This is a genomic window from Streptomyces sp. So13.3 (assembly GCF_005860785.2).
In the GTDB taxonomy this organism is placed as follows: Bacteria; Actinomycetota; Actinomycetes; order Streptomycetales; family Streptomycetaceae; genus Actinacidiphila; species Actinacidiphila fildesensis.
Window position 1 is genome coordinate 369498 of the sequence record NZ_CP048835.1, and the last position, 22305, is coordinate 391802.

14 protein-coding genes and 2 pseudogenes are annotated in these 22305 nt (G+C 70.6%); 9 read left to right on the forward strand and 7 right to left on the reverse strand.

Annotated elements, in window-relative coordinates:
* Positions 1-86 precede the first annotated feature (86 nt).
* Positions 87-509, reverse strand: a complete 423-nt coding sequence (locus tag C8250_RS01775) for a MarR family transcriptional regulator (protein WP_138351771.1) — start codon at positions 507-509, stop codon at positions 87-89.
* Between the two features lie 163 nt (positions 510-672).
* Between C8250_RS01775 and eno the strand changes: the two genes are divergently transcribed.
* Positions 673-1980 carry a phosphopyruvate hydratase gene (gene eno / locus C8250_RS01780; RefSeq protein ID WP_138351772.1) on the forward strand — a complete coding sequence of 436 codons (1308 nt, stop codon included), beginning with the start codon at positions 673-675 and terminating at the stop codon, positions 1978-1980.
* A gap of 138 nt (positions 1981-2118) precedes the next feature.
* Here the strand turns inward: eno and C8250_RS01785 are convergent, their stop codons facing one another.
* Both C8250_RS01785 and C8250_RS01790 read right to left on the reverse strand, forming a co-directional pair.
* Complete coding sequence (locus C8250_RS01785; protein WP_138351773.1) at positions 2119-2688, reverse strand: TetR/AcrR family transcriptional regulator; 570 nt, start codon at positions 2686-2688, stop codon at positions 2119-2121.
* A 138-nt stretch (positions 2689-2826) separates the two neighbouring features.
* Positions 2827-3120: pseudogene (locus C8250_RS01790) on the reverse strand (amidase family protein); the annotation flags it as partial.
* Between the two features lie 63 nt (positions 3121-3183).
* On the opposite strand from C8250_RS01790, the gene C8250_RS01795 reads away from it, so the two are divergent.
* Together C8250_RS01795 and C8250_RS01800 are read left to right on the forward strand one after the other, a co-directional pair.
* On the forward strand, positions 3184-3975 hold the full coding sequence (locus C8250_RS01795; RefSeq protein WP_138351775.1) for an SDR family NAD(P)-dependent oxidoreductase: 792 nt from the start codon (positions 3184-3186) through the stop codon (positions 3973-3975).
* 105 nt (positions 3976-4080) lie between these two features.
* Entirely contained in the window at positions 4081-4536 is a 456-nt protein-coding gene (locus tag C8250_RS01800; RefSeq protein WP_138351776.1) for a DoxX family protein, read from the forward strand.
* Positions 4537-4638: 102 nt separating this feature from the next.
* Here C8250_RS01800 and C8250_RS01805 read toward each other — a convergent pair whose 3' ends face one another.
* Together C8250_RS01805 and C8250_RS01810 are read right to left on the reverse strand one after the other, a co-directional pair.
* Entirely contained in the window at positions 4639-7425 is a 2787-nt protein-coding gene (locus C8250_RS01805; RefSeq protein ID WP_187144693.1) for a protein kinase, read from the reverse strand.
* 126 nt (positions 7426-7551) lie between these two features.
* On the reverse strand, positions 7552-8352 hold the full coding sequence (locus tag C8250_RS01810) for a hypothetical protein (protein ID WP_138351778.1): 801 nt from the start codon (positions 8350-8352) through the stop codon (positions 7552-7554).
* 423 nt (positions 8353-8775) lie between these two features.
* On the opposite strand from C8250_RS01810, the gene C8250_RS01815 reads away from it, so the two are divergent.
* The 3 genes from C8250_RS01815 to C8250_RS01825 all read left to right on the forward strand — a co-directional run bounded on the left by C8250_RS01815 (position 8776) and on the right by C8250_RS01825 (position 16087).
* On the forward strand, positions 8776-12465 hold the full coding sequence (locus C8250_RS01815; protein ID WP_187144694.1) for a SpoIIE family protein phosphatase: 3690 nt from the start codon (positions 8776-8778) through the stop codon (positions 12463-12465).
* Between the two features lie 226 nt (positions 12466-12691).
* On the forward strand, positions 12692-13639 hold the full coding sequence (locus C8250_RS01820) for an FAD-dependent oxidoreductase (RefSeq protein ID WP_198358507.1): 948 nt from the start codon (positions 12692-12694) through the stop codon (positions 13637-13639).
* Between the two features lie 273 nt (positions 13640-13912).
* A complete protein-coding gene (locus tag C8250_RS01825; RefSeq protein WP_138351781.1) occupies positions 13913-16087 on the forward strand; it encodes a SpoIIE family protein phosphatase in 2175 nt (724 codons plus the stop codon).
* Between the two features lie 22 nt (positions 16088-16109).
* On the opposite strand, the gene C8250_RS01830 is transcribed toward C8250_RS01825, so the two are convergent.
* Positions 16110-17294 (reverse strand): type III polyketide synthase, encoded by a 1185-nt coding sequence (locus tag C8250_RS01830; RefSeq protein WP_138351782.1) that lies wholly within the window; start codon positions 17292-17294, stop codon positions 16110-16112.
* A gap of 565 nt (positions 17295-17859) precedes the next feature.
* On the opposite strand from C8250_RS01830, the pseudogene C8250_RS01835 reads away from it, so the two are divergent.
* Positions 17860-18345 (forward strand): annotated as a pseudogene (locus C8250_RS01835) (membrane dipeptidase); the annotation flags it as partial.
* Positions 18346-18458: 113 nt separating this feature from the next.
* Here the strand turns inward: C8250_RS01835 and C8250_RS01840 are convergent.
* Positions 18459-19748 carry a serine hydrolase domain-containing protein gene (locus C8250_RS01840; RefSeq protein ID WP_138351783.1) on the reverse strand — a complete coding sequence of 430 codons (1290 nt, stop codon included), beginning with the start codon at positions 19746-19748 and terminating at the stop codon, positions 18459-18461.
* A gap of 241 nt (positions 19749-19989) precedes the next feature.
* Between C8250_RS01840 and tdh the strand changes: the two genes are divergently transcribed.
* Together tdh and C8250_RS01850 are read left to right on the forward strand one after the other, a co-directional pair.
* Positions 19990-21018 carry an L-threonine 3-dehydrogenase gene (tdh, locus tag C8250_RS01845; RefSeq protein ID WP_138351784.1) on the forward strand — a complete coding sequence of 343 codons (1029 nt, stop codon included), beginning with the start codon at positions 19990-19992 and terminating at the stop codon, positions 21016-21018.
* 76 nt (positions 21019-21094) lie between these two features.
* Complete coding sequence (locus C8250_RS01850) at positions 21095-22303, forward strand: glycine C-acetyltransferase (protein ID WP_138351785.1); 1209 nt, start codon at positions 21095-21097, stop codon at positions 22301-22303.
* The last annotated feature ends 2 nt before the right edge of the window (positions 22304-22305 follow it).

A 22305-nucleotide genomic window follows, 5' to 3' on the forward strand; every position in this document is an offset into this window, starting at 1 on the left:
GAGTGTCGCAGGCGGCCCGGGTCGCGGCACTGCGCGACACCCGGCATGGCCGGGCTACGACCGCTGACGGCATCGGAATGACTCCGCTAGCGGGTGGCGAGCCGCTCCAGGAGGGTGGCGCTCCGTGCCAGCAACGTCTGCTCCTCATCCGTGAGTTCGGCCTCGATGGCCTGCGCGAGCCAACCGACCCTGCGGCCGCGCTCCGCTTCGAGCGCGGCCCGGCCCGCGTCCGACAGCTCGACCAGCGACTTGCGGCCGTCCGTGGGGTGCGCCCGGCGGGTGATCAGATCCTGCTCCATGAGCAGCCCCACCGAACGGGCCATCGACTGGGGACGTACACGCTGATCGGCGGCGAGGTCGCTGGTGGTCATGGCGCCGTCGCGGTCGAGTGCGCCGAGCACGGCGACCTGACCCAGCGGGATGCGGTCCTCGTGCTTGACGCGTCGGGTGAGCTTCCCCATCGCGGTGCGCAGTTCTGCGGCGATGGCGGCGGCTTCCGAGGTGGGCATAGGGCACTTTACCCCGTTGGGCAGCATTGCTGTGCACCTGACCTGCACAGCAATGCTGTACAGCAAAACTGGGCAGCATTGCTGTATGGTTTGGCGTTGTCGGGCTCAGCGCCAGCGCTGTCGCAGCCGGGGCCACGGCACACGACAACGGGAAGGACCTCCCATGTCCGCACAGGCATCCGGGACCGTCAACGCCGCCATCGAGACCGTCACCGCCCGCCGGATCATCGACAGCCGGGGCAACCCCACGGTCGAGGTCGACGTCGTCCTGGCGGACGGGTCCCTGGGGCGCGCGGCGGTCCCCTCCGGCGCCTCCACCGGTGCCCGGGAGGCCGTGGAACTGCGCGACGGAGACCCCGCGCGCTGGCACGGCAAGGGCGTCGACCGCGCGGTGGCCCACGTCAACGGGGAGATCGCGGCGACCGTGCGCGGCCGGGACGCGGCGGACCAGGCGGGTCTCGACGCCGCGCTGGTCGCCCTCGACGGCACCGCCACGAAGTCCCGGCTCGGCGCCAACGCGATCCTCGGCGTCTCCCTCGCCGCCGCCAAGGCCGCCGCGGCGGCTCACCGCCGGCCCCTGTACCGCTACCTCGGCGGTGCCGGCGCTCACCTCCTGCCGCTGCCGATGATGAACATCGTCAACGGCGGCGCCCACGCCGACAATCCGCTGGATTTCCAGGAGTTCATGATCGCGCCCGTGGGCGCGGAAACCTTCGCCGAAGCGGTCCGCATGGGCAGCGAGATCTTCCACACCCTGCGCCGTGATCTGCTGGCCGCCGGGCACTCCACGGGCGTCGGCGACGAGGGTGGCTTCGCACCCGCGCTGCGTACCGCTGAGGAGGCGCTCGACTTCGTGATGACCGCCATCGAGCGCACCGGCTACCGCCCCGGCACGGACATCGGCCTGATCATGGACCCGGCGTCGTCGGAGTTCTTCCGCGACGGGGTGTACGACTACGCGGGCGAGGGAGTGCGCCGAACCCCCTCCGAGAACGCCGACTACCTGGCCAAGCTCATCGACGCCTACCCGATCGTCTCCGTCGAGGACCCGATGGCGGAGAACGACCTGGACGGCTGGCGGGAGCTGACCGCCCGCGTCGGCGACCGCTGCCAGCTCACCGGTGACGACGTGTTCTGCACCAACGAGACACTGCTGCGCGAGGGCATCCGCACCGGCGTGGGCAACTCGGTCCTGGTCAAGGTCAATCAGATCGGGACCCTGACCGAAGCGCTGGCCACGGTGGCCACGGCCCACCAGGCGGGCTGGACGGTCGTCATGTCGCACCGCTCGGGCGAGACGGAGGACACCACCATCGCGGACCTGGCGGTGGCGACCGGCTGCGGTCAGATCAAGACCGGCTCGCTCTCCCGCTCCGACCGCACGGCGAAGTACAACCAACTGATCCGGATCGAAGAGGAGTTGGGCGACTCGGCGCGCTTCGCGGGCCGCTCCGCACTGCGTCGGGCATGAACAGCAGGCAGCGGTAGGGACCACGCGGGCCCCCGAGCAGGATCGGGGGCCCGCTCGCGAGACCGGACAGACACGTCTTCCTGACTGCTGGTTCGCCGCCGCTCCCATCCGCTCGGTGAGGTGATCGGCGGGGAGCGCTCAGGGGCCGGGCGTGGAACCACCGGTGAGCAGCAGCAGCGCGGTGACAAGGTCGTCGGAGGCCGAGCCGGTGGCCAGACGGCGCAGTTGGAGGCCGACGACGAGTGCGACGACGGGGCCGGCCAGGCGTTCGGGGTCCGGTACGCCGAGGCCGCCGAGGATGGAGGCGGCCAGCTGGTCGTAGGCGGTGAAGCATTCTGCGGCCGCCGGGCGCAGCTGGGGGTCACGGCCGGCGTGGATGTAGAGCTCGAAGGGGGCGATGTGCTCGCTGTCGAAGGCGGTGTCCGCGGACACCTGGCCGACGATGGTGGCGGCCTGTTCGGCGGTGACGCAGTCGGTGATGTGACGTGCGGCGAGGTCGGTGAAGCGGCGGGTCTCCTGGTCGACGAAGGAGCGCAGGCTCTCGCGCAGCAGGTCGTGCTGGGTGGCGAAGTGGTACGTGATCGAGCCGAGGGAGACGCCCGCCTCCTTGGCGATGCGGCGGTTGGTGACCGCGGCGACGCCGTCCTGACCGATGATCCGCAGCGTGGCCTCGACGATGCGTTCACGCGTCGGGGTGGGATTCGGCATGTGCTCATCGTCCCATGGCCGGCCCGTTGGTCAGGCCATCCGCCGCGGTGTCGCCGCTGGAGGGAAGGTGCGGGGGGTTCGGCCGGGCGCCGGGAGGAGCGGGCCAGCGCTCGTACCATCGCTGGTCGTCCTCTTGACAGGGAAATCACCGGCGCAGCCGAAAGCGGTGGGCTCGCCCGCCACGTCGGTGTCGTCCTTGACGGCGATCGGGACACCGAGCAGGGGCAGACGGTGCCCGGCGGCGAGGCGGCGGTCGGCCGCGTCGGCTTCCGCCAGAGCAGCGGTGGCGCGTACCCGGCGGAACGCGTTCACGGTCGGCTGGGTCGCCTCGATGCGTGCGAGAGACTCTTCGACGAGGACCCGGGACGAGATGTGCCCGCCGTGCAGGGCCGCGCTCTGCGCCGCCAGGCCCGTGCGTGCGGAATCGGCCATCGTTGGGCCCCTTCATCCTCTCCTACTGTTCGTTCGAACGAACAGTAGGAGAGGATGGCCCCCATGGACATCAACGGATCGACTGTTCTCCTCACCGGCGCCGGCGGCGGCATCGGCCATGCCCTGGCGAAGGCTCTGGCCGCCAAGGGCGCCCATCTGGTGATCACCGGCCGGCGCGCCGAATCGCTCAAGGGCCTCGAAGCGTCCCTGGGCGCACGGGTGCTGGTCGCGGATCTCAGCGACCGCGACGCGGTCGTGCGGCTGGCCGAGGAGGCAGGTCCCGTGGACATCCTGGTCGCCAACGCCGCGCTGCCCGCCAGTGGCGCCCTGCTCGACTTCACCCCAGCGGAGATCGACCGGTCCTTGGAGGTGAACCTGCGCGCACCCCTGATGCTCTCCCGGCTGCTGGCGCCGCACATGGTGGCAGCCGGCCGCGGTCACCTCCTGATGATCGGCTCGATCTCGGGACGGACCTCGTCCCCCGCCACCTCGCTCTACAGCGCCGCGAAGTTCGGACTGCGCGGATTCGCCCATGCCCTGCGGCAGGACCTGCACGCCACGGGCGTCGGCGTGTCCATCGTGCAGCCGGGATTCGTCCGCGGCGCGGGGATGTTCGCCGACACCGGTGCCACACCGCCCGCCGGGGTTCGTACCGTCACGCCCGAACGCGTGGCGGCGGGTGCTGTCAGTGCGCTCGAACGTGACAGGGCCGAGGTGAACGTCGCGCCGGTCGAACTGCGGCTGGGCAGCGCCATCGGCAGCCTCTTCCCCTCACTCGGCGCCGCCGTCCAGCGCAGGGCGGCGCTCGAGTCCTTCATCGGGCAGATCACCCAGGCCCAGCGCCACAAACGCTGAGACGCGCCGCCCACACGAAAGTTCACCGCGGCCGATGAGTTCGGTGGGGCGGTGCCGTCTACCTCCGTGAAAGCACAACGGGTGCTTCCCGCAAAGGAGATCACGATGTCCCAGGCAGCCCTGCCCACCACGACCGCCACCGCCGCCACTGACACGTCCCGCACCGCCGCCGCTCCGGGCCGCAAGGCCCGCATCGCGCTTCGTACGCTGCAGGTCGTGCTCGCGTTGTTCTTCATCGTCGCGAGCGGGCTGCCCAAGCTGTTCGCGGCGAGCGCCGCCGCGGAGAGCTTCGACAAAATCGGCTTCGGCGACTGGTACATGTACTTCGTCGGCAGCCTTGAGGTGGCCGGCGGGATCGCCCTGCTGATCCCGGTTCTGTCCGGCATTGCCGCGACCGCCTTCATCGGCCTGATGATCGGTGCGTTCATCACCAACGTGACGGCGCTGGACGGCCACTACGCGGCCACACCACTGATCCTGATCATCCCCTTCGCCCTCATCGCCTGGGCCCGCCGCCACCACAACGCGGAACTGCTCCAGTTGGTCCGCCACCGGGCGTGAACACCCCGGCACGCAACCGCTCCAGCAGCCGGCGCCCGCCGGGGCCACGCCCCCGGCGGGCGTCCGGCCATGCCCGGATTCCCAGGATGCCGCAGGGAGAACTCAGCCCGGCGGTGCGGACCTCAGCGCCGCCAGCAGCGTACGGGCGTCCCGGACCGTGGGATGGCCGTCGCCGAGACGTACGGCGGCCTCGTCCACGACGCGTTCGGCGTACGCAGTCCCGTCCGTCCCGTCCGTCCCGTCGTAGCCGAGCATGGCGTGGGAGACCTTGAGGCGCAGGGCCAGGGGGTGATCCTCGCCCAGCCGGGAGCGCGCCTCCGCGGCGAAGGCGCCGCATTCCCGGCGTACTTGCCCGGTCGGCTTCGAGCCGCCTTCGCGTTCCCAGGCGAGGACCTGGGCTTCGAGGTCCTGAGCCGCGGTGTCGGGAGTGCGGTCCTCGCGCGGCGTGTCACTGGTGTCGCCGCCCATCGTCGGCCGTGCCGCGACCGTGGTGTCGTCCGGCCTCGCGACCCGGGTGTGGACGAGCGTCTCGAAGTGGCGGGTGGCCGGGAGGGTCGCGTGCTCCCGGATGATGGTGGTCGCCTCGGCGGGCAGGGGCGGCGGGGCGAACCGTTCCACCTCCGGTCCGAGAGGTGCCCCCGCCGAGCCTGCCGCGAGGGCCGCAGCGACCGCGGCGGGGGTCGGCCGCCGGGCCGGATCGGTCTGGAGGCACGACCGCACCACTTCCTCCAGTTCGGCCGGCAGACCCGCCAGGTCGGGCGTGCCGTCGCAGATGTTGGTCATCACGGCGAGGACCTTCCTGCCCCAGGGAAGGCGCCCCAGGGCGAGGCGGGCGAGGAGCGTGCCGAGGGAGAACACGTCGCTGGCCGGGGTGAACTGCTCGTGCTCCCGTATCTGTTCCGGCGAGGCGTAGGCGTACGTCCCGGCGAAGCCGCTCCGGGGCTCGGTCAGCCGCTCGATCTGCGCGATGCCGAAGTCGATGACGCGGGGGCCGTCCTCGGTCAGCAGCACGTTCGCGGGCTTGAGGTCGAGATGCACGATGCCCTCGGCGTGGATGGCAGTGAGCGCGGTGGCAATGCCCGCACCGATACCCCGGACGGTGGCGGCATCCAGGGCGCCGCACCGCTCGGCCACCTCCTGCAGCGAAGGTGCGGCCACGAACGGCACCGCCATCCAGGGGGTCCCGCCGCTCGTGTCGGCTGCGATCACCGGCACGGTGAACCGGCCACTGACTCGACGGGCCGCTTGCACCTCGTGCGTGAACCCCTCCCGGATCGAGGAGTCGGCCGCGTACTCCGCGTGCAGGGTCTTGACCGCCACCATGACGCCGTCGGGATCCTGGCAGAGGTAGACGCGGCCGAACCCGCCCTCCCCGACGCGCTCCAGGACCTCGTAGGAACCGAAGGCCGCCGGATCCTCCGCTGTCCGCGCGGACGTGGCCCGCCCCACCTGCCGCCACTCCCCCAGTGCCTCGGCTTCGGCATGGACGGCCGTGGCACCGCCCGGGCCGCGGGCCGGCGCGGGTTCCGGCGCCGCCTGCTCCTCGTCCACCACGACGATCGACACCACTTGGGGTGTGCCCCCACGGAAGGAGTACGCCTCCACGTTCACATTGCCGGCACCCTCGTTGGAGACGTAGACGCCGAGCAGCCCCAGCCGCGCGCACAGGGCGATCTCCTCGGGAGTCGGTCGACGGTCCGCGCGGGCGAAGTAGAAGGATCGGGCCTCGCACCCCTGGTCGGCCAGGCGCTGGATCACGCCGAGCCACTGCTCGATGCTCACCTTGTGCGGTTGCGGATCATCGGTTCCGTCGCTGACCGGGAAGACCCGAGTGAGGTGCCGGGCGCGGTTCTCCCGGGCCAGCAGCCCGAAGGCCGTGGCGGGTGCCGCTTCCACCTGCCTGGCCAGCAGGGTTCCCGCCGTGTCACCGATGTGGAGCGTTGTCTCCCGGGTGGACCGGGCGAGTCCGTCCCGTTGCTCGGACAGCACGTCGTACTCGGGTGAGCCCGGGCCCTCTCCTCGCAGCTCCATGCACGCGAGCACGCGCCCGAAACAGACGACGGCTTCGTCCAGGTCCTCCGTCCGCATGGCCGCCTTCGCCTGCGAGACCAGAGCTCCGAGTCTCCGGTCGCTGCCCGCGCCGTACAACTGCGCGCATTTATCGGCGATTTGGCCGTACATGCGGCTCGCCCGCGAAAGGTCGCCGCTCCGCTCGACCTCCGCGGCCGCCGCGACCAGGTCCTGCAGACTGTCGTGCCCTCGCTCGTGGCCGAAGGGCAGCCCGCCGGCGAGTTCCGCATAGCGCTGGCGGGCGATACCGGTGAGTGCGTGCCGACCGCCGAGCTCGTTCTCGGCAGTCTTCAGCATCCGGGTGTAGGTGCGCAGCGCGGCGGCGTTGTCGCCGGCCTGCTGCTGCCAGTGGCCCATGTCGCAGAGCAGGTTGAGCGCGGCCTCGGTACGGCCCTCCTGCTCGGCCGAACGTTGCAACTCCTCGTAACGGCGTACGGCTTCGTCGGCTCGCCCTGCCCGGCCGTGCCAGTGGGCGAGCTGGTGGCGGGCCAGTCCGGTGTCCTGATGCCTGGATCCCTGCAGCCGCTCGCGGTCGGAGAGGAGCTGCGCGAACAGCCGCACCGCGCCCTCCGCGTCGCCCGACTCACCTGTCCAGTGGGCGAGTTGGTGCCGCATGGCCAGAGTGGCGGGGTCGTCGGGCCCGGGCGCGGCCGTCGCACGAACGACCAGTTCGCGATACCGCTTCACCGCCTTGCCCGGCCTGCCCTCCCGGCCGTCCTGCTCGGCCGAGGCACTGCCCTCCCGCAGCCGCGCGAGCACCTCGGCCGCCGGATCACCGGACTCCGGTGTGCCGTTCCGCCGCTTGCCGATCCACCGCATACAGACCCCCCGGAGCTGTCGGTCGGCCGACATCCCGGCCTGCCGGCAGGCCGGATGAAGAGCCGGTACACGGCAAAGTACCGTTCCTCAAGAGTGAGCGGGGGTGGGTCGCCGATCCGTTCCTGTTCACTGCGCCTGCCTCGACAGGTGTTGGGCGGGCCGGCTTGCCGCGTTCGCGCGTCCGAGCCGCAGGTCTCGGTGGAGGAGCCATGCCGTACCGGCGACGACCACCCCGCAGACCGTGGGCACGAGCAGCCACGGCAGGCCCGTCCACACGGTGCCCAGACCCACGACGACGCAGGTCGCCCCGGTGACGATGAGCAGCCACTTGCCGTACGGGCGCCAGGTGAACAGTCCGGGATCACGCGGGCGGACCAGATGCATCGCACCGAACATGAATGCCAACGCCGCCAGCAGCCCCGCGAACGTGCCGACGGCGGCTGTCATCTGCGGCTCGTCGCGAGGCGCGTCGGCGGAATGCTGCCGGGCGTCCCCCTCGGCGACCATGACCACCACGCCGCGCCAGACAGTTGCCGTGACCCGGTCCCCCTTCTGAAGCCCACTCAGCGTCGGCCCCGAGTCACTGAACGACACCACCACCCTCCCGAAGGGCCGTGGGCCGAGGAGGGTCGCCCGCATGTTCTTGGCGGTCTTGTGGGTGCCCTCGACGGTGAAGCTCAGCTCCCGCAGACAGTCCTCCGACGCCGGTATCACCGTGCGCACGGAACACACCTCGGCCGCCCGGTACTCCCGATACAGGGCACCGTCGGTGGGCAGCCAGCTGGTGAAGACGAAAGCGCAGGTCAGTGCCGATACCAGGGACAACACGATCAGCGCCGCACCCACCAGCCGGTTCCGGCCGGCCCCCCGTCGGGACGACGGCGATCCGCCCGCCGCCCGCTCAGCGCCGATCCTCATCGTGGTCATCGCTCGACTCCCCCACCGTTGCCCGCCGAAATCCGCTGGACCTCACTCTCTTCCCGCCGTGATCAAGGAGGTAAGGACAGCGACCGGCAATGAGACGTCACCCGTCGTTGCTGAATCCGGGCAACGTGAACCTCAGCCACGCCAGGGCGCCCGACACGACACCCCCAGGACCCACCGCGTCGGTCGGCCCGGACGGCACCCGCGCCGCCTCGCCCCCCACTCGCAGAATCACCTGGCTGACCAGCGGCGATCCGGACACGCATGACCCACCGGGGTGAAAGGCACAGCCAGGAGCAGTCTTCGCTCTTCCGCGAGCGAGCGGCGGCGGACGTGGGAAGATGGCAGAGCGGAAAAATGACCTCCGGGCGGTCTCCTGACCATGCAATCGAGAGGCAAATGGACGGGCCGACGACTGGTGCGGACGTGGGACGCGACGCGGCGGGCGGCGAGGCGCTGTCACGCGGCCTGCTGTTCATTCCCATCGCCACAGCGCTGATCCAGGACGACGGACGCATCATTCACTGGAGCGCCGACGCCGAGGTGCTGCTCGGCTACACAGCCGAGGAGGCCGTCGGCGCCTTCGCCTCCCACCTGCTCGTGGACGTGGAACAGCAGCCGCGCGTCATGGACCTCTTCGCCGGCATTCTGGGCGGCGAGGCGTGGTCCGGGGTCTTCCCCGTGAAGCACCGTGACGGCCACTCGGTGAACCTGGAGTTCCGTACCCATCCCATCCCGACCGAGTCCGGCCGTCCCCTCGTCCTCGCCGTGGCATCGGACGTCAGGGAGATCCGCCGCATCGAGTCCGACCTGGCCGTCCTCGACAGTTTCTTCACGCAGTCACCCGTCGGCATGGCCGTCTACGACACCGACCTGCGCTTCGTACGGCTCAACGACGCCCTCGCCCGGATCAACGGCCTGCCCGCGGATCAGCATCTGGGCCGGCGCCTGACCGAGGTGCTGCCGGGGCTCAACGGGGAGGAGATCGAGGCGGTGATGCGGCAGGTGCTGGAGACCGGCGAACCGGTCGTGGACGCCCGGTCCCACGGCATCACGCCCGCGGACCCCTCGAAGGAACGTGCCTGGTCGGCCTCCTACTTCCGGCTGGAGGAACGGACCGGTCGGATCCTCGGGGTGAGCTCCACGATCATCGAGGTCACCGAGCGCTTCCAGGCCGAGTCGCGGGCCGCCACAGCGCGTGAACGGCTCGAAGTGCTCGTCGACGCCACGTCTCGGATCGGCACCACACTCGATCTGGGACGGACCGCGCAGGAACTCGCCGACACCATGGTCCCCCGGCTGGCCGATGTGAGCGGCGTCTTCGTCCTCGAGCGCCTGATCACCGGGCAGAACGCGGATTCCTCGGCACCCGACGGGGCGGAGCAGGTCCGCCGCCTCGCGATCGCCAGCTCCGACCCCGGCTATCCGGTACGGGACCTGCCGGTCGACGCGGTCCACCGGGTGCCGCGGGATTCGCCGTACGCCGAGGCGATGGCGACGCACCGGACGGTCATCGTGCCCTCGGTGGATCTCCCCCCGCTCGCCCCGGTTGAGGCCGCCGAACGGGTCCACGCCTACCAGACCCGGGTGTCCCGGACGGTGCGGGTGACTCCGCTGGTCGTGCGCGGGGCCGTACTGGGCATGGTCGTGTACTCGCGGCGCGGCGGCATGGAGGCGTTCGGCGAGGACGATGTCACGCTGGGTGACGAGCTGACCTCCCGGGCCGCGGTGGCCGTCGACAACGCCCTGCTCTACCGGCGGGAGCACGAGACCGGGGAGTCCCGGCAACAGGCGCTGCGCCAGGCCAACGCGGCCCGTGAGCGGCTCGCGCTGATCAATGCGGCGTCCGCCCGCATCGGCACCACGCTGGACCTGACGCAGACAGCGCGCGAACTGGCCGAGGTCGCCACTCCGACGCTCGCCGACACGGTCGTGGTCGAGGTCGTGGACGCTCTGCTGCGCGGCGAGGAGGTCCCCGGCCCGCCCGACCGGTCGGCGCTCCTGCGCCGCCTGGCCTTCCACACCACCGACGGTGCGGGGATGGTGCCGGTGGCCCCGGTCGGCGACGTCCACCGGTTCCATCCCACCACGCCGTACGCCTGGAGCCTGGCGCACCGTCGGCCCGTGCTGGTACCCCGGATGGACGAAGAGGGGCTGAGCTGGTTCGCCGAGGATCCGATCAGGAACGCCGCGTCGCGCGAGCAGGGTCTCCGCAGTTTCATGGTGGTTCCGCTGATCGCACGCGACGCGGTGGTCGGAGTGGTCTCGTTCTACCGGACCATCACCGACCGGCCCTACGACGAGGAAGATCTGGCACTCGCCGGAGAGCTGGCGGCCCGTGCCGCGGTTTCGATCGACAACGCCCTGCTCTACACCCGTGAGCGGGACGCGTCCAAGGCCCGCCAGCAGGCGCTGGAGGAGGCCCACGCCGCGCAGGAGCGGCTGGCACTGCTCAACGACGCCAGCTCCCGGATCGGGACCACACTCGACCTGCAGCGGACCGCGGAAGAACTGGTGGAGCTGGTGATCCCGCGGTTCGCGGACTTCGCCACGGTCGACCTGCTGGAATCGGTCGTCCAGGGCGGGGACGAGGAGGGCGACCAGACGACGTCACCGACCGACGGAAGGGTTCTGCTGCGTGCTGTCGCGGTCGGCGAGGTCAACGAGTCGGGCATGATCGGGGCGGCCGACGAGGTCGGCGGGACCTCCCGGTCGGCCAAGCTCTACGCCGAGAGCCTGCGCACCGGCCGGTCCATCCTGGTGGCGCAGGTGGACGAGGCCGCCCTGCGCCGGATCGTGGCGCACCCCGACCGCGTCCAGCCGGGCCTCGACGCGGGCGTCCACTCGTATCTGATGGTGCCGCTGCCCGCCCGCGGTGTGGTGCTCGGCGGGGCCGAGTTCATCCGGATGCGCAATCCGGAGCCCTTCACGGTGGCCGATGTCGCGCTCGCCGAAGAGCTGGCGGCCCGCGCCGCGGTCTGCATCGACAACGCGCGCCTCTACCGGCGTGAACGCGACACCGTGCTCACCCTCCAGCGCAGCCTGCTGCCGCAGGAGGTCCACCTCACACCGGGCCTGGAGATCGCCTACCGCTACCTGCCGAGCAGCGTCGTCAGCGAGGTCGGCGGCGACTGGTTCGACGTCGTGCCGCTGTCGTGTGGACGGGTCGCCCTGATCGTCGGCGACGTGATGGGCCACGGCATCCGCGCCGCCGCCACCATGGGCCAGCTGCGCACCGCGGCCCGCACGCTGATCACCTTGGACATGTCCCCGGACCGGGTGCTCCGGCGCCTGGACGAGACGGCGTCGGCGATCGGGGACGGGCAGTTCACGACCTGTGTGTGCGCGGTGTTCGATCCCGTCGACCGCAGCTGCATCATCGCCTGCGCCGGACATCCGCCACCCGTGGTGCAGGACCCGAACGGGTCCACGCGGCTGATCGACCTGCCCCCCGGCGTCCCGCTCGGTGTCGGCGGCGTTGCCTTCGAGAACGTGGAGATCACCCTCCCCGAGGACGGTGTTCTGGTGCTCTACACCGACGGACTGATCGAACGGCGCGACCGGGACCTCGACGAGGGGATGCTGCTGCTCTCGCAGGCCGTGGCCAACCGCGGACCGTCCCTGGAGGCCAGCTGCGACGCCGTGCTCGACGCGCTGTCGGCCAAGGACAGCGAGGATGACATCGCCATCATCATGGCGCGGGCAATGCCGGTACGTGACGACTGGATCGCCATGCTGCCGCTGTCCGGCGACATGGCCGTGGTGGGCGAGGCCCGGAGGTTCACCCGGGCGAGGCTGTGCTCCTGGGGGCTGCAGTCGCTCAGCGAGGTCGCCGAACTGCTGGTCAGTGAGCTCGTCAGCAACGCCCTGCTGCACACCGGAATGCCCACCGAGCTACGGCTCTTCCGCGACCGGGTCCTCACGCTCGAAGTGGCCGACACCGACAACCAGGTACCCCGGGTGCGCCGCGTCTCCGAGGAGGACGAGGGCGGCCGCGGTATGCACCTGGTCAATGAACTCGCCCACCGCTGGGGCAGCCGCGCCACCCGCCACGGCAAGGTGGTCTGGATCGAGTTGGAACTGCCCCTCGGCACCTTCACCCCAGGCGGACCCTGACCTCGGCCGCCGCGGAACGCTGTGGTGAAAGGCTGCGGACCCCGAGATCGACGACCTGTTGGCGAGCGTGGCCGACAAGATCTGGAAGAACAAGCGTGTCCCCGGCCCGGAAGATATCGTGATCACGCGGCCGGCTGCGGCGAGCGGCAGTGACTTGAGCGCGACGACGAGGAACATCGCGCAGTGAAGTCCGTATCGGATTCGAGGCATTGGGGGTGCCGCGGTGGTGTCGAAACGTGTCAACGTCGTGGGAGCGGGGATCGTCGGTCTGAGCATCGCCCACGATCTGGCCCTGCGCGGCCATGCCGTCACGGTGATCGCTGATCAGCGGGCGGAGGAGAGCGTGTCCAGCGTCGCGGCGGCCGTGTGGTTTCCCTACCGGAGCGGGACATCGCCGTCGCTGATGGGCTGGTTGCTCGCGGCCCGCGCGCGGTTCGAGCAGCTTTCCACCGACCGTGCCGCCGGTGTCGATCTCCGGGAAGGCCTCGTGGTCGAGCGACACGTCGGGGAGGACCGCTCATGGACCGATGCGGTCCCCCTCCACCACGAGGCCGCCGCGGACGAGCTGCCCTCCGGCGCGGTGGCGGGGGTGCGGGCGACCGTGCCCGTCATATCCATGCCGCACTACCTTCCGTGGCTGGAGAAGCGCTGCACGGGCCTCGGGGTGACGTTCGTCGAGCGCAAGGTCACGGCCGTCGACGACCTCGCCGGCGATGCCGACCTGGTGGTCGTCGCCGCCGGGATGGGTTCCGGAGCCCTCCTCGACGACGATTCGATGTATCCCGTCCAAGGGCAGATCGTCCGCCTGGCCAACCCGGGAATCACCGAGTGGATCACTGACACCGAGAACCCCGGGGGCCTGACCTACATCGTTCCCCGCCGTGAAGACATCGTCTGCGGCGGCGTGGCGCAGGTCGGCTCATGGGCCACGGAACCCGTGGCCGAGATCGAGCAGGCGATCCTTCGCCGGGTGGTCTCCCTCATGCCCGCGCTGGCCGGGCTGCCCGTTCTCTCGCGCGCCACGGGGCTCCGCCCGGCCCGCGACACCATTCGCCTGGAACACGTCGACGGTTTTCCCGTCCCCGTGATCGCCTGTTACGGCCATGGCGGTGCGGGTGTCACTCTGTCGTGGGGCTGCGCCGAGGCCGTGGCAGACCTCGCCGACCAGATCTGACGTCACCCTGCTCGTGCACCCGCGCTCTGCCGCCGGGGCGGCAGAGCGCGGCCGTCGTCGACCGCCGGGCGGGTGACCGCCAGCCCACGGCGGACGTGTGCGGATACGCTCTGTGACCGTCCGCTCTCATCGCGCGATCTGCCCTTGCAGGCGAAGAGGGCGCGAGTGTTATTCAATGGGTGTGCGTAGGGGATCTCGGGGCTTCACCGCACGAGAGACTCGGGTACGCCTCCGGTCATGTGCCGGGGTCGGCGAGCGAGCTGAGAGAGCCGCATGGACTCCACATCATCCCCCTTGCCCTCGTCGCCGTTCGAGCAGGTCAGCCGTGCCCTGGGGGACTACATTCCGCGGGACGGACCGGCAGCCGCAGCCGATCCCGCCGCCCCGCAGGGCGACCACTCCGATCCTCGGTCACCGAACGGCGACCGCGCGACCACCGGCCAGGAGCAGATCCTCGGCGCCGTCAATCTGGACCGGGAACTGAGAATCACTCGCTGCAACCTGGACGCCCCCGCCTTCGATGGGCTGGGGGTCACCGTCGGAGCGGCGTTCGCCGATCTGCTGCCTCCCGGCGACATCCCGACGGTCATCCGGCGGTTGCGGCAGGTCATCGAGACAGGGGAGGCGCACGTCGCCCGGGTCCAGCGTCTGCGGCGGGACGACGGGTCGGAGCTGGTGGTATCCATGAGCATCCTGCCCGCCGCGGCGCCCCAGGAGGGCCTGACCGTCTCCCTGATCGCCATGGCCAAGAGGTTGCATCTGTACGCTTCCGAGACCGCCATCGGGACGTCGCTGGACATCGGTGAGACGGCGCAGTCCCTGGCCCAGTCGTTGCTGGTCTGGGGAGACGTGGCCGCCGTCGACCTCGATTACGCCGTGTGGACGGGCGAGGCCGTCACCGAGCAGGCTCAGGGGCGCATCCGGCTGCGGCGGGCTGCTCTTATGCCGGACAGGGCCTGGCCCGAGGGCTATCTGACGCCCGGCGACAACCTTCCCAACGAGGCGAGCCGTCTGCTGTCCCTCGCGGTCACGCGTGACGACGTCGCGCAGGCCCTCGTCATTCCCGATCGGGAGGCGATCGAGCGGGTGCTCGGCGATCCGCGACTGGTGCGTGCTCTGGTCCCCGTCGACCGGCCGGCGAGTGTGGCCTGCATACCGCTGGTCCTGGAAGGCTCCGATGGCGCACCGCCCATCGTGCTGGGCGTGGCGGAGGTCTGGCGGCGGCCGGACCGCCCCTTCCACGACAGCGAGTTGCTGGATCTGCAGGAGCTGGTGGCCAGGACCGCCCACCATGTCGATCTGGCCCGCCAGCACCAGCGCGAGCACGCTCAGGTACTGGCGCTGCAGCGCCGGCTGCTGCCGCGCGCCGGCAGCGACACCATCGAGGTCGCCAGCGTCTACCAGCCCACCACCCCCGACAGCGCGGGCGTCGGCGGTGACTGGGTGAACAGCTTTCCCCTGCCGGACGGCCGTACCGCACTCGTGGTCGGCGATGTCGTCGGGCACGGTCTGGGGGCCGCGGCAGCCATGGGCCAGTTGAGCATGGAGGCCCGGGCGCTGCTGTCGGCGGGGCTGGCGCCCGATGAGGTGCTGGCGCATCTGGACGAGACCGTCACGCTCCTGGACGACGCGGACGCCGGCCTGGCGGCCGGCTACAGCGCGCTCGGGTCGACCTGCTGCATCGCGGTCTACGATCCGGTCGGCCATCAGGTGGTCACGTCCAGCGCGGGCCATCTCCCGCCGATCCTCGTCCTCCCCGACGGGTCCGCCAGGACTCTCGCGACGCACCCCCATCCTGGCCTGGGTACCGCCTTCGCCTTGCGGGAGCCGTTCGATGTGCACACCTTCGCCGCTCCCCCCGGGTCCTTGCTCGCGCTCTACACCGACGGTCTGGTGGAGGATCCGGCGGTCTCGATCGACGAGGGCATCGACCGGCTGACGGACGCGGTGAGCAAGGTGCATCCCTGGGACGACCTGCAGCAGGTCGCGAGGAGCCTGGTCGTCGAGTTCGCCTCGCGAAGCCGCCTGCGCGACGACGTGACCTTGTTGCTCGCCCGCATGGCCGGGCGTCGTAAACGGGACACCGCGGCCTGGCGTCTGCCGGCGCGCGACGACGCCGCCGCCCGGGCCCGCACGCTGGCCTCTGCCGTCCTACGGCAATGGCACGCCAAGAGCGCCCCGCGCGACAGCGCGCTGCTGGTGATCAGCGAGCTGGTCACCAACGCCGTCCGCTTCGCCACCGGTCCCATCACGGTGCGGCTGATCAAGACCGGTCACAGCCTGCTGTGTGAGGTCGGTGACACCAGCAACGGCCGGCCGCGGCTGGGCCGCGGTGGCCTGCTCGACGACAGCGGGCGCGGCCTGCGCGTCGTCCACAAGCTCACCACCCGCTGGGGGGTGCGGTGGACCGACACCGGCAAGGTCGTCTGGGCGGAACTCGCGAGGTAGCACCACCGGGGGGTCAGTACACCTAGAGCCACTCCGCCTCGACGGCCGTGGCCGTGAGTCCGGGCGCCGCCGCGAAGAGCACGGTACGGCTTCCCGCGCTCTGGCCGGCGTCGTGCGCGCGTCGCAGGATGTCGAACACGGCCGCACCGCCGCGGTTGCCGCTGGTGTAGCTGTCGCGGCTGTAGGCCAGGACGTCGGTCGGCCACCCGTCGGGCATCGTCTGTTCCATGTACTCCAGCACGCGGGTCCCGCCGGGGTGCGCGAGCAGGAGATCGGGATGCCAGGGGTTGGCGTCGTCCTGGTGACGGAGGCGCAGCCACTCCCACATCGCGACGACCGTGTCCTGTACGGCGCGCGGCCCGCGCCGGTCCATGACGAAGTGCGTGCCGTCGGCACGGGTGTCCAGCCGGTGCAGGTCCCGGGTGCCGGGCAGGGTGTGGTGCCAGGCCGCGTCCAGCCGCAGCACCGACTGCGGCCTGGGGCGGCCGGTGACCACCGCGGCGACGGCGGTGTCCGCGAACAGCAGCCGGACGATCAAGGACTCCAGGGTGTCGTCCGCGGGCTGGTAGGTGGTGCTCAGCGCCTCCGATATCACGACCAGAACCACCCGGTCGGGGTCCGCGGCCACCAGGTCGGCCGCCAGCGCGAGGGAGCGGGTCCCCGCGATGCACGCCCACTGCGTGGCCGGGAGGAGAAGCGCGTCATCGCGTAGCGACAGCCGGTCGGCCACCGCTATGTCCAGTCCCGGCAGAGCCGGGGTGGTCGAGTGGCTGGTGATCAGGCAGTCGACGTCGGCGGCGTCCAGCCCTGCGATCTGCAGTGCCCCGCGCGCTGCCCGCTCCCCGTACGCCTGCACGGCTTCCCAGGCGGGCGCGGTGCGCTCCTGCACGGTCTGCGGCGCCGGTATCGCCTCGAGCGCGCTGATCGCGCGGTCCACTTCCTGCTCGCTGAATCCGTCGCGGATCAGTGCCTGCCGGGCCGGTGCGACGCCCGGGGTCCGCAGGCCGCTCCCGGCGCTGGACGCGACGGCGGTGGCCAACGGCACCATCCACCCGCGGGAAGCGATGCCGGTACTGGCCGCGATGCCGTCGATCCGCGGCAGCCACGGCGCGTGCTGATGCCGGTCACGTACTTCCGCCAGGATCTGGCTGGTCTCCACGGCATGCTCGCCGTGTATCACCGCGGGAGGGCACAGATAAGCGGTCACAGTACGCACCTTTCTACGCAGGATGATCGAATGCCACGGAGCATATGAAATGAGTCACTTCATCACTTCATGTCCAAGTGAGTACTTTTGCACTCCACTTCAGGAGTTATCTACCTTTTTCGGGCAGATCGGCCTGTGAGAAACGTCTCTGTGGTCCACGCCACTCCGAGAACTCCAAGATCGCCCGAGTGCACAGGCCGACGACGCCGTCTCTCGCCGGCCACCTCGGCAGGGGCAGGTTCACGGACGTCGGCGGCGTCCCGGTGGGCCCATTCGGCAGCCGCAGCAGCCTTGTTGCCGCAGGAGAGCGACGATCCCGCCGCGCCGCACTGCGATGCGCCGCCTGACATCCGTATACCCCTCAAGGGGTGACGAAGCGTCAGCACTCCCCGGCCGTGCGGGCGGACGCATGAAGTCCTTGCCCTCGGGTCCGGACCGCTGCCACGGAGTGGTGCCGCGCTTCAAGAACCGGAGTTCCGTTTCATCCGTCGACACCAATCGTGCAGCTCGAAGGGGGCCTACTCTCCGGATCCGACCCTCATCCCCTTGCCCGGAAAGGCCGCTGATGTTCGAGGAGCTGCACCGTCGCGCTGTCGTCGCCGACGCCCACAACGATCTGTTGACGGCAGTCGCCGCCCGGCCCCCGAAGCGCTGGGGATCCTTCTTCAGGGAGCGCTGGCTGCCGCAGCTGCAAGCGGGAGGAATCGACCTGCAGGTACTGCCCGTGTTCATCGACGCGCCGTACCAACCTGAGGGTGCGCTGCGGCAGACGCTGCGGATGATCGAGTGTGTCCACGTCCGGGCCGAGGAGAACGCCGATCAGGTCGCGCTGTGCCTCACCGGCGCGGACATCGACGCCGCCCTTGTCCAGGACAAGCTCGCTCTGGTGCTCGCGCTCGAGAGCGCCCCCGGCGTCGGCGCCTCCACCGAGCTCTTTTCGACCTTGCACCGCCTCGGCGTGCGCATCGCCTCCATCGCCCACTGGGGCCGCACCCCGCTCGCCGACGGCAGCCGCGAGGACGCCACGGGCAGCCGCCTCACCGCTCCCGGGTCGCCACGCCGGATCTCGACCGACAGGTCCCGGAGCGTCAAACTCTTGCGCACATCCATTCGCCGATATTGAGGGCCGCGGCGCGTGCGCTGTTCGTCCGGGACGGCGAGTGTTCAGCCCCGCGTTCGTCCGGACGAACGAACGTCGGCGCGACCCGTGTGCAGGTAGCGTGCCCGCCCCTCGCCGTCGTCGCCCAGGAACGCCACCGGTCCATGGCCGGGCTCGACGGGGAGGAGGGAATCGCCGCGCCAGGCGACCAATTCCGTGCGGTAACTCTCGTCACCGAGCTCCGCCGTGATGCCGAGGGGCACATGCTCGAGCCAGAGCCTGCCCTGCTCGTCCTCACCCACCCTGGTCTCGCCCGTGCTCGACAGATAGGTGCCGACGCAGCGCCGCGCGTTCAGGCGGACTGCCGGGTCCGGGACCGGGTCCCCGGGCAGCTCCAGGATGCGGCCGAGGATCTCCTTCCGCAGCGGCTTGGGGTCACCGCCGTTGGTGAAGATCGCCACTGCCAGGTCGCGGCCGGGCACGACGCGCAGGACCGCCGACTGGCCGATGGTGTTGCCGTCATGACCGAAGACCAGGCCGCCCGGTAGGCCGTAGAGCTCCCAGCCCAGGCCCCAGGCCGTGCCCCAGCCGATGTCCGGCAGCGCGACCTGCGGCTGCCGCATGGCCTGTAGGTCGTCCTCCGCGAGGTGCGTCCGGGCGAAGGCCAGCAGATCGCGGGGAGTCATCGCGAGCATCGACCCCGCCGGCGCGTTCGAGCGGGCCATCGCCCAGACCGCGGACGGCTTCCCGTCGAGATGGCCCACCACCGCGCGGTGGACGATCGCTTCGTACGGGTCGTTCGCCGCGTGCGTCATGCCCAGCGGCGTGAACAGGTGATCACGCATGCACGCGTCGAAGGGCTTGCCCCGCACGACCTCGACGATGCGTCCCAGCACGCAGTAGCCCGCGTTGTTGCAGGAGAACATCATGCCGGGCTCGAAGTTCTGCGGCACCTCGTCCAGCAGGTCCACGTACGTGGCCAGGCAGTCGTCGCCCTTGCCGGTGTCGGTGAAGACATCCCCTTCGAAACCGGAGGTGTGGCACAGCAGTTGCCGCACGGTTGCCTCCCGGAACCCGGGAAGGTAGGTCCGCACCGGAGCGTCGAGAGCTACTCTGCCTTCGCCGACCAGCTGCATCACCAACGTCGCGGTGAGCACTTTGGTGATCGACCCGATCTGGAACACCGAGTCGACCGTCGCCTCCACCCCCGTCGCGGTACTCAGTACCCCGGCGGCCACTTCGACCGTCTTCGCGCCCGCGCCGATGGCCACGGCAGCCCCTGGCACACCGTGCTCGGCCAACAGCTGCGGCAGCCGCTCCCGCAGCCAACTCCCGATGTCGTGCAATTCGTCCATTCGCCCAAAGTAGACCCCGGGAATCAGCCCCGGTTCGTCCACGGCGACCATCGTTCTCGCCTGGTTTCGTGGAAACGACCAGGCCCGGCACCCTCAGTGATCATGCCGTGATTGTGAAGCTGAGCTGTGGACCCGCATAAGAAACCATCGATGGACCGATGGGCAGGGCGGACGGCAAGGTTTGGGGTCTCCGCCGTGCTCGCGGCGGATGCGCGTCGTACCGATTCCGAGGGGCTCCGCCGTGAAGGCACTGGTCAAGGCGAAGGCAGAACCGGGTCTGTGGCTGATGGACGTGCCGGAGCCCGAAGTCGGACCCGGCGAAGTGCTCATCAAGGTGCTCCGCACCGGTATCTGCGGCACCGACCTGCACATCCGCGACTACGACGGCTGGGCGCAGCAGGCCGTGCGGACCCCGCTGGTGCTGGGCCACGAGTTCGTCGGCGAGATCGTGGAAGTCGCCGCCGGCGTCGCCGACTTGGCCCCGGGCGACCTGGTCAGCGGTGAAGGCCACCTCATCTGCGGAAAGTGCCGCAACTGCCTGGCCGGACGGCGGCACCTGTGTCGCAGCACGGTGGGCCTGGGCATCGGGCGCGACGGGGCGTTCGCCGAGTACGTGACGCTGCCGGCAACCAATGTGTGGGTGCACCGGGTACCGGTGGACCTGGACGTCGCGGCGATCTTCGACCCCTTCGGCAACGCCGTTCACACCGCGCTGTCGTTCCCGCTCGTGGGCGAGGACGTACTCATCACCGGGGCCGGGCCCATCGGCATCATGGCCGCAGCGGTCGCCCGGCACGCCGGAGCCCGACAGGTGATGATCACCGACGTCAGCCCGTTCCGGCTGGAGCTGGCCGAGAAGGTCGGCGTGAGCCTGGCTCTGGACGTCAGCAGCTCCACCATCGCGGACGGGCAGCGCAGGCTCGGTTTGCGCGAGGGCTTCGACGTCGGGCTGGAGATGTCGGGACGGCCCGAGGCGCTGCGCGACATGATCGCCAACATGACCCACGGCGGACGGATCGCCATGCTGGGCCTGCCGGCCGAGGAGTTCCCGGTCGACTTCGCCCGGATCGTCACCTCGATGATCACCCTCAAGGGCATCTACGGCCGGGAGATGTTCGAGACCTGGTACGCCATGTCGGTGCTGCTGGAAGGCGGGCTCGACCTGAGCCCGGTGATCACCGGCCGCTACTCGTACAAGGACTTCGACGCCGCTTTCGACGACGCCGCCGGGGGCCGCTGCGGCAAGGTCATCCTCGACTGGACCGCCTAGCTCCCGCTCCAGCGGCCTCCGCCGGAACCAGCCCGCGCACCATCAGACCTCCGCAGGAACAAGGAGAGACCCCATCATGCTCGACGCCGTCCGCGAGGACCTCCGTGCCACCCTCGATGAGATCCGCTCGGCCGGGCTGCACAAGCCCGAGCGGGTCATCGGCACCCCGCAGAGCGCCTCGGTCGACGTCACCGCGGGCGGACGCCCCGGGGAGGTGCTGAACTTCTGCGCCAACAACTACCTGGGCCTCGCCGACAACCCCGAGGTCGTGGCCGCCGCCAAGTCGGCACTCGACCGCTGGGGCTACGGCATGGCCTCGGTGCGCTTCATCTGCGGAACGCAGGAGGTGCACAAGGAGCTGGAGGCCCGCCTGTCGCGCTTCCTCGGCATGGAGGACACCATCCTCTACAGCTCCTGCTTCGACGCCAACGGAGGCGTGTTCGAAACGCTGCTGGACGAACGCGACGCGGTGATCTCGGACGCGCTGAACCACGCCAGCATCATCGACGGCATCCGGCTGTCCAAGGCACGCCGCTTCCGCTACGCCAACCGCGACATGGCTGACCTGGAGCAGCGGCTGAAGGAGGCCGCCGGAGCACGGCGCACGCTCGTCGTCACCGACGGCGTGTTCTCGATGGACGGCTATGTGGCCCCGCTGGAGGAGATCTGCGATCTGGCGGAGCGCTACGGCGCGATGGTCATGGTCGACGACTCGCACGCGGTGGGCTTCGTCGGCCCTGGCGGGCGCGGCACCCCGGAGCTGCATGGCGTGATGGACCGGGTCGACATCGTCACCGGGACGCTGGGCAAGGCGCTCGGCGGCGCGTCCGGCGGCTACGTGGCGGCCCGGGCGGAGATCGTGGAGCTGCTGCGGCAGCGCTCCCGCCCCTACCTGTTCTCCAACTCGCTGGCCCCGGTGATCGCGGCCGCCTCCATCAAGGTCCTGGACCTGCTGGAGGACGACACCACCGGCGAGGGCGCCGCGCTGCGGGCCCGCCTCTACGCCAACACGGAACTGTTCCGGCGACGGATGACCGAGGAGGGCTTCGAGATCCTGCCGGGCGACCACCCGATCGCCCCGGTGATGATCGGCGACGCCGAGCAGGCCGGACGCATCGCCGACCAGCTCCTGGAGCACGGCATCTACGCGGTGGGGTTCTCCTACCCGGTGGTCCCGCACGGCAAGGCCCGGATCCGGGTCCAGCTGTCCGCGGCCCACTCGGCGCCGGACGTGGAGCGCGCGGTGGCCGCCTTCTCGGCCGCGCGAGCGGCACTGGCAGAATGACC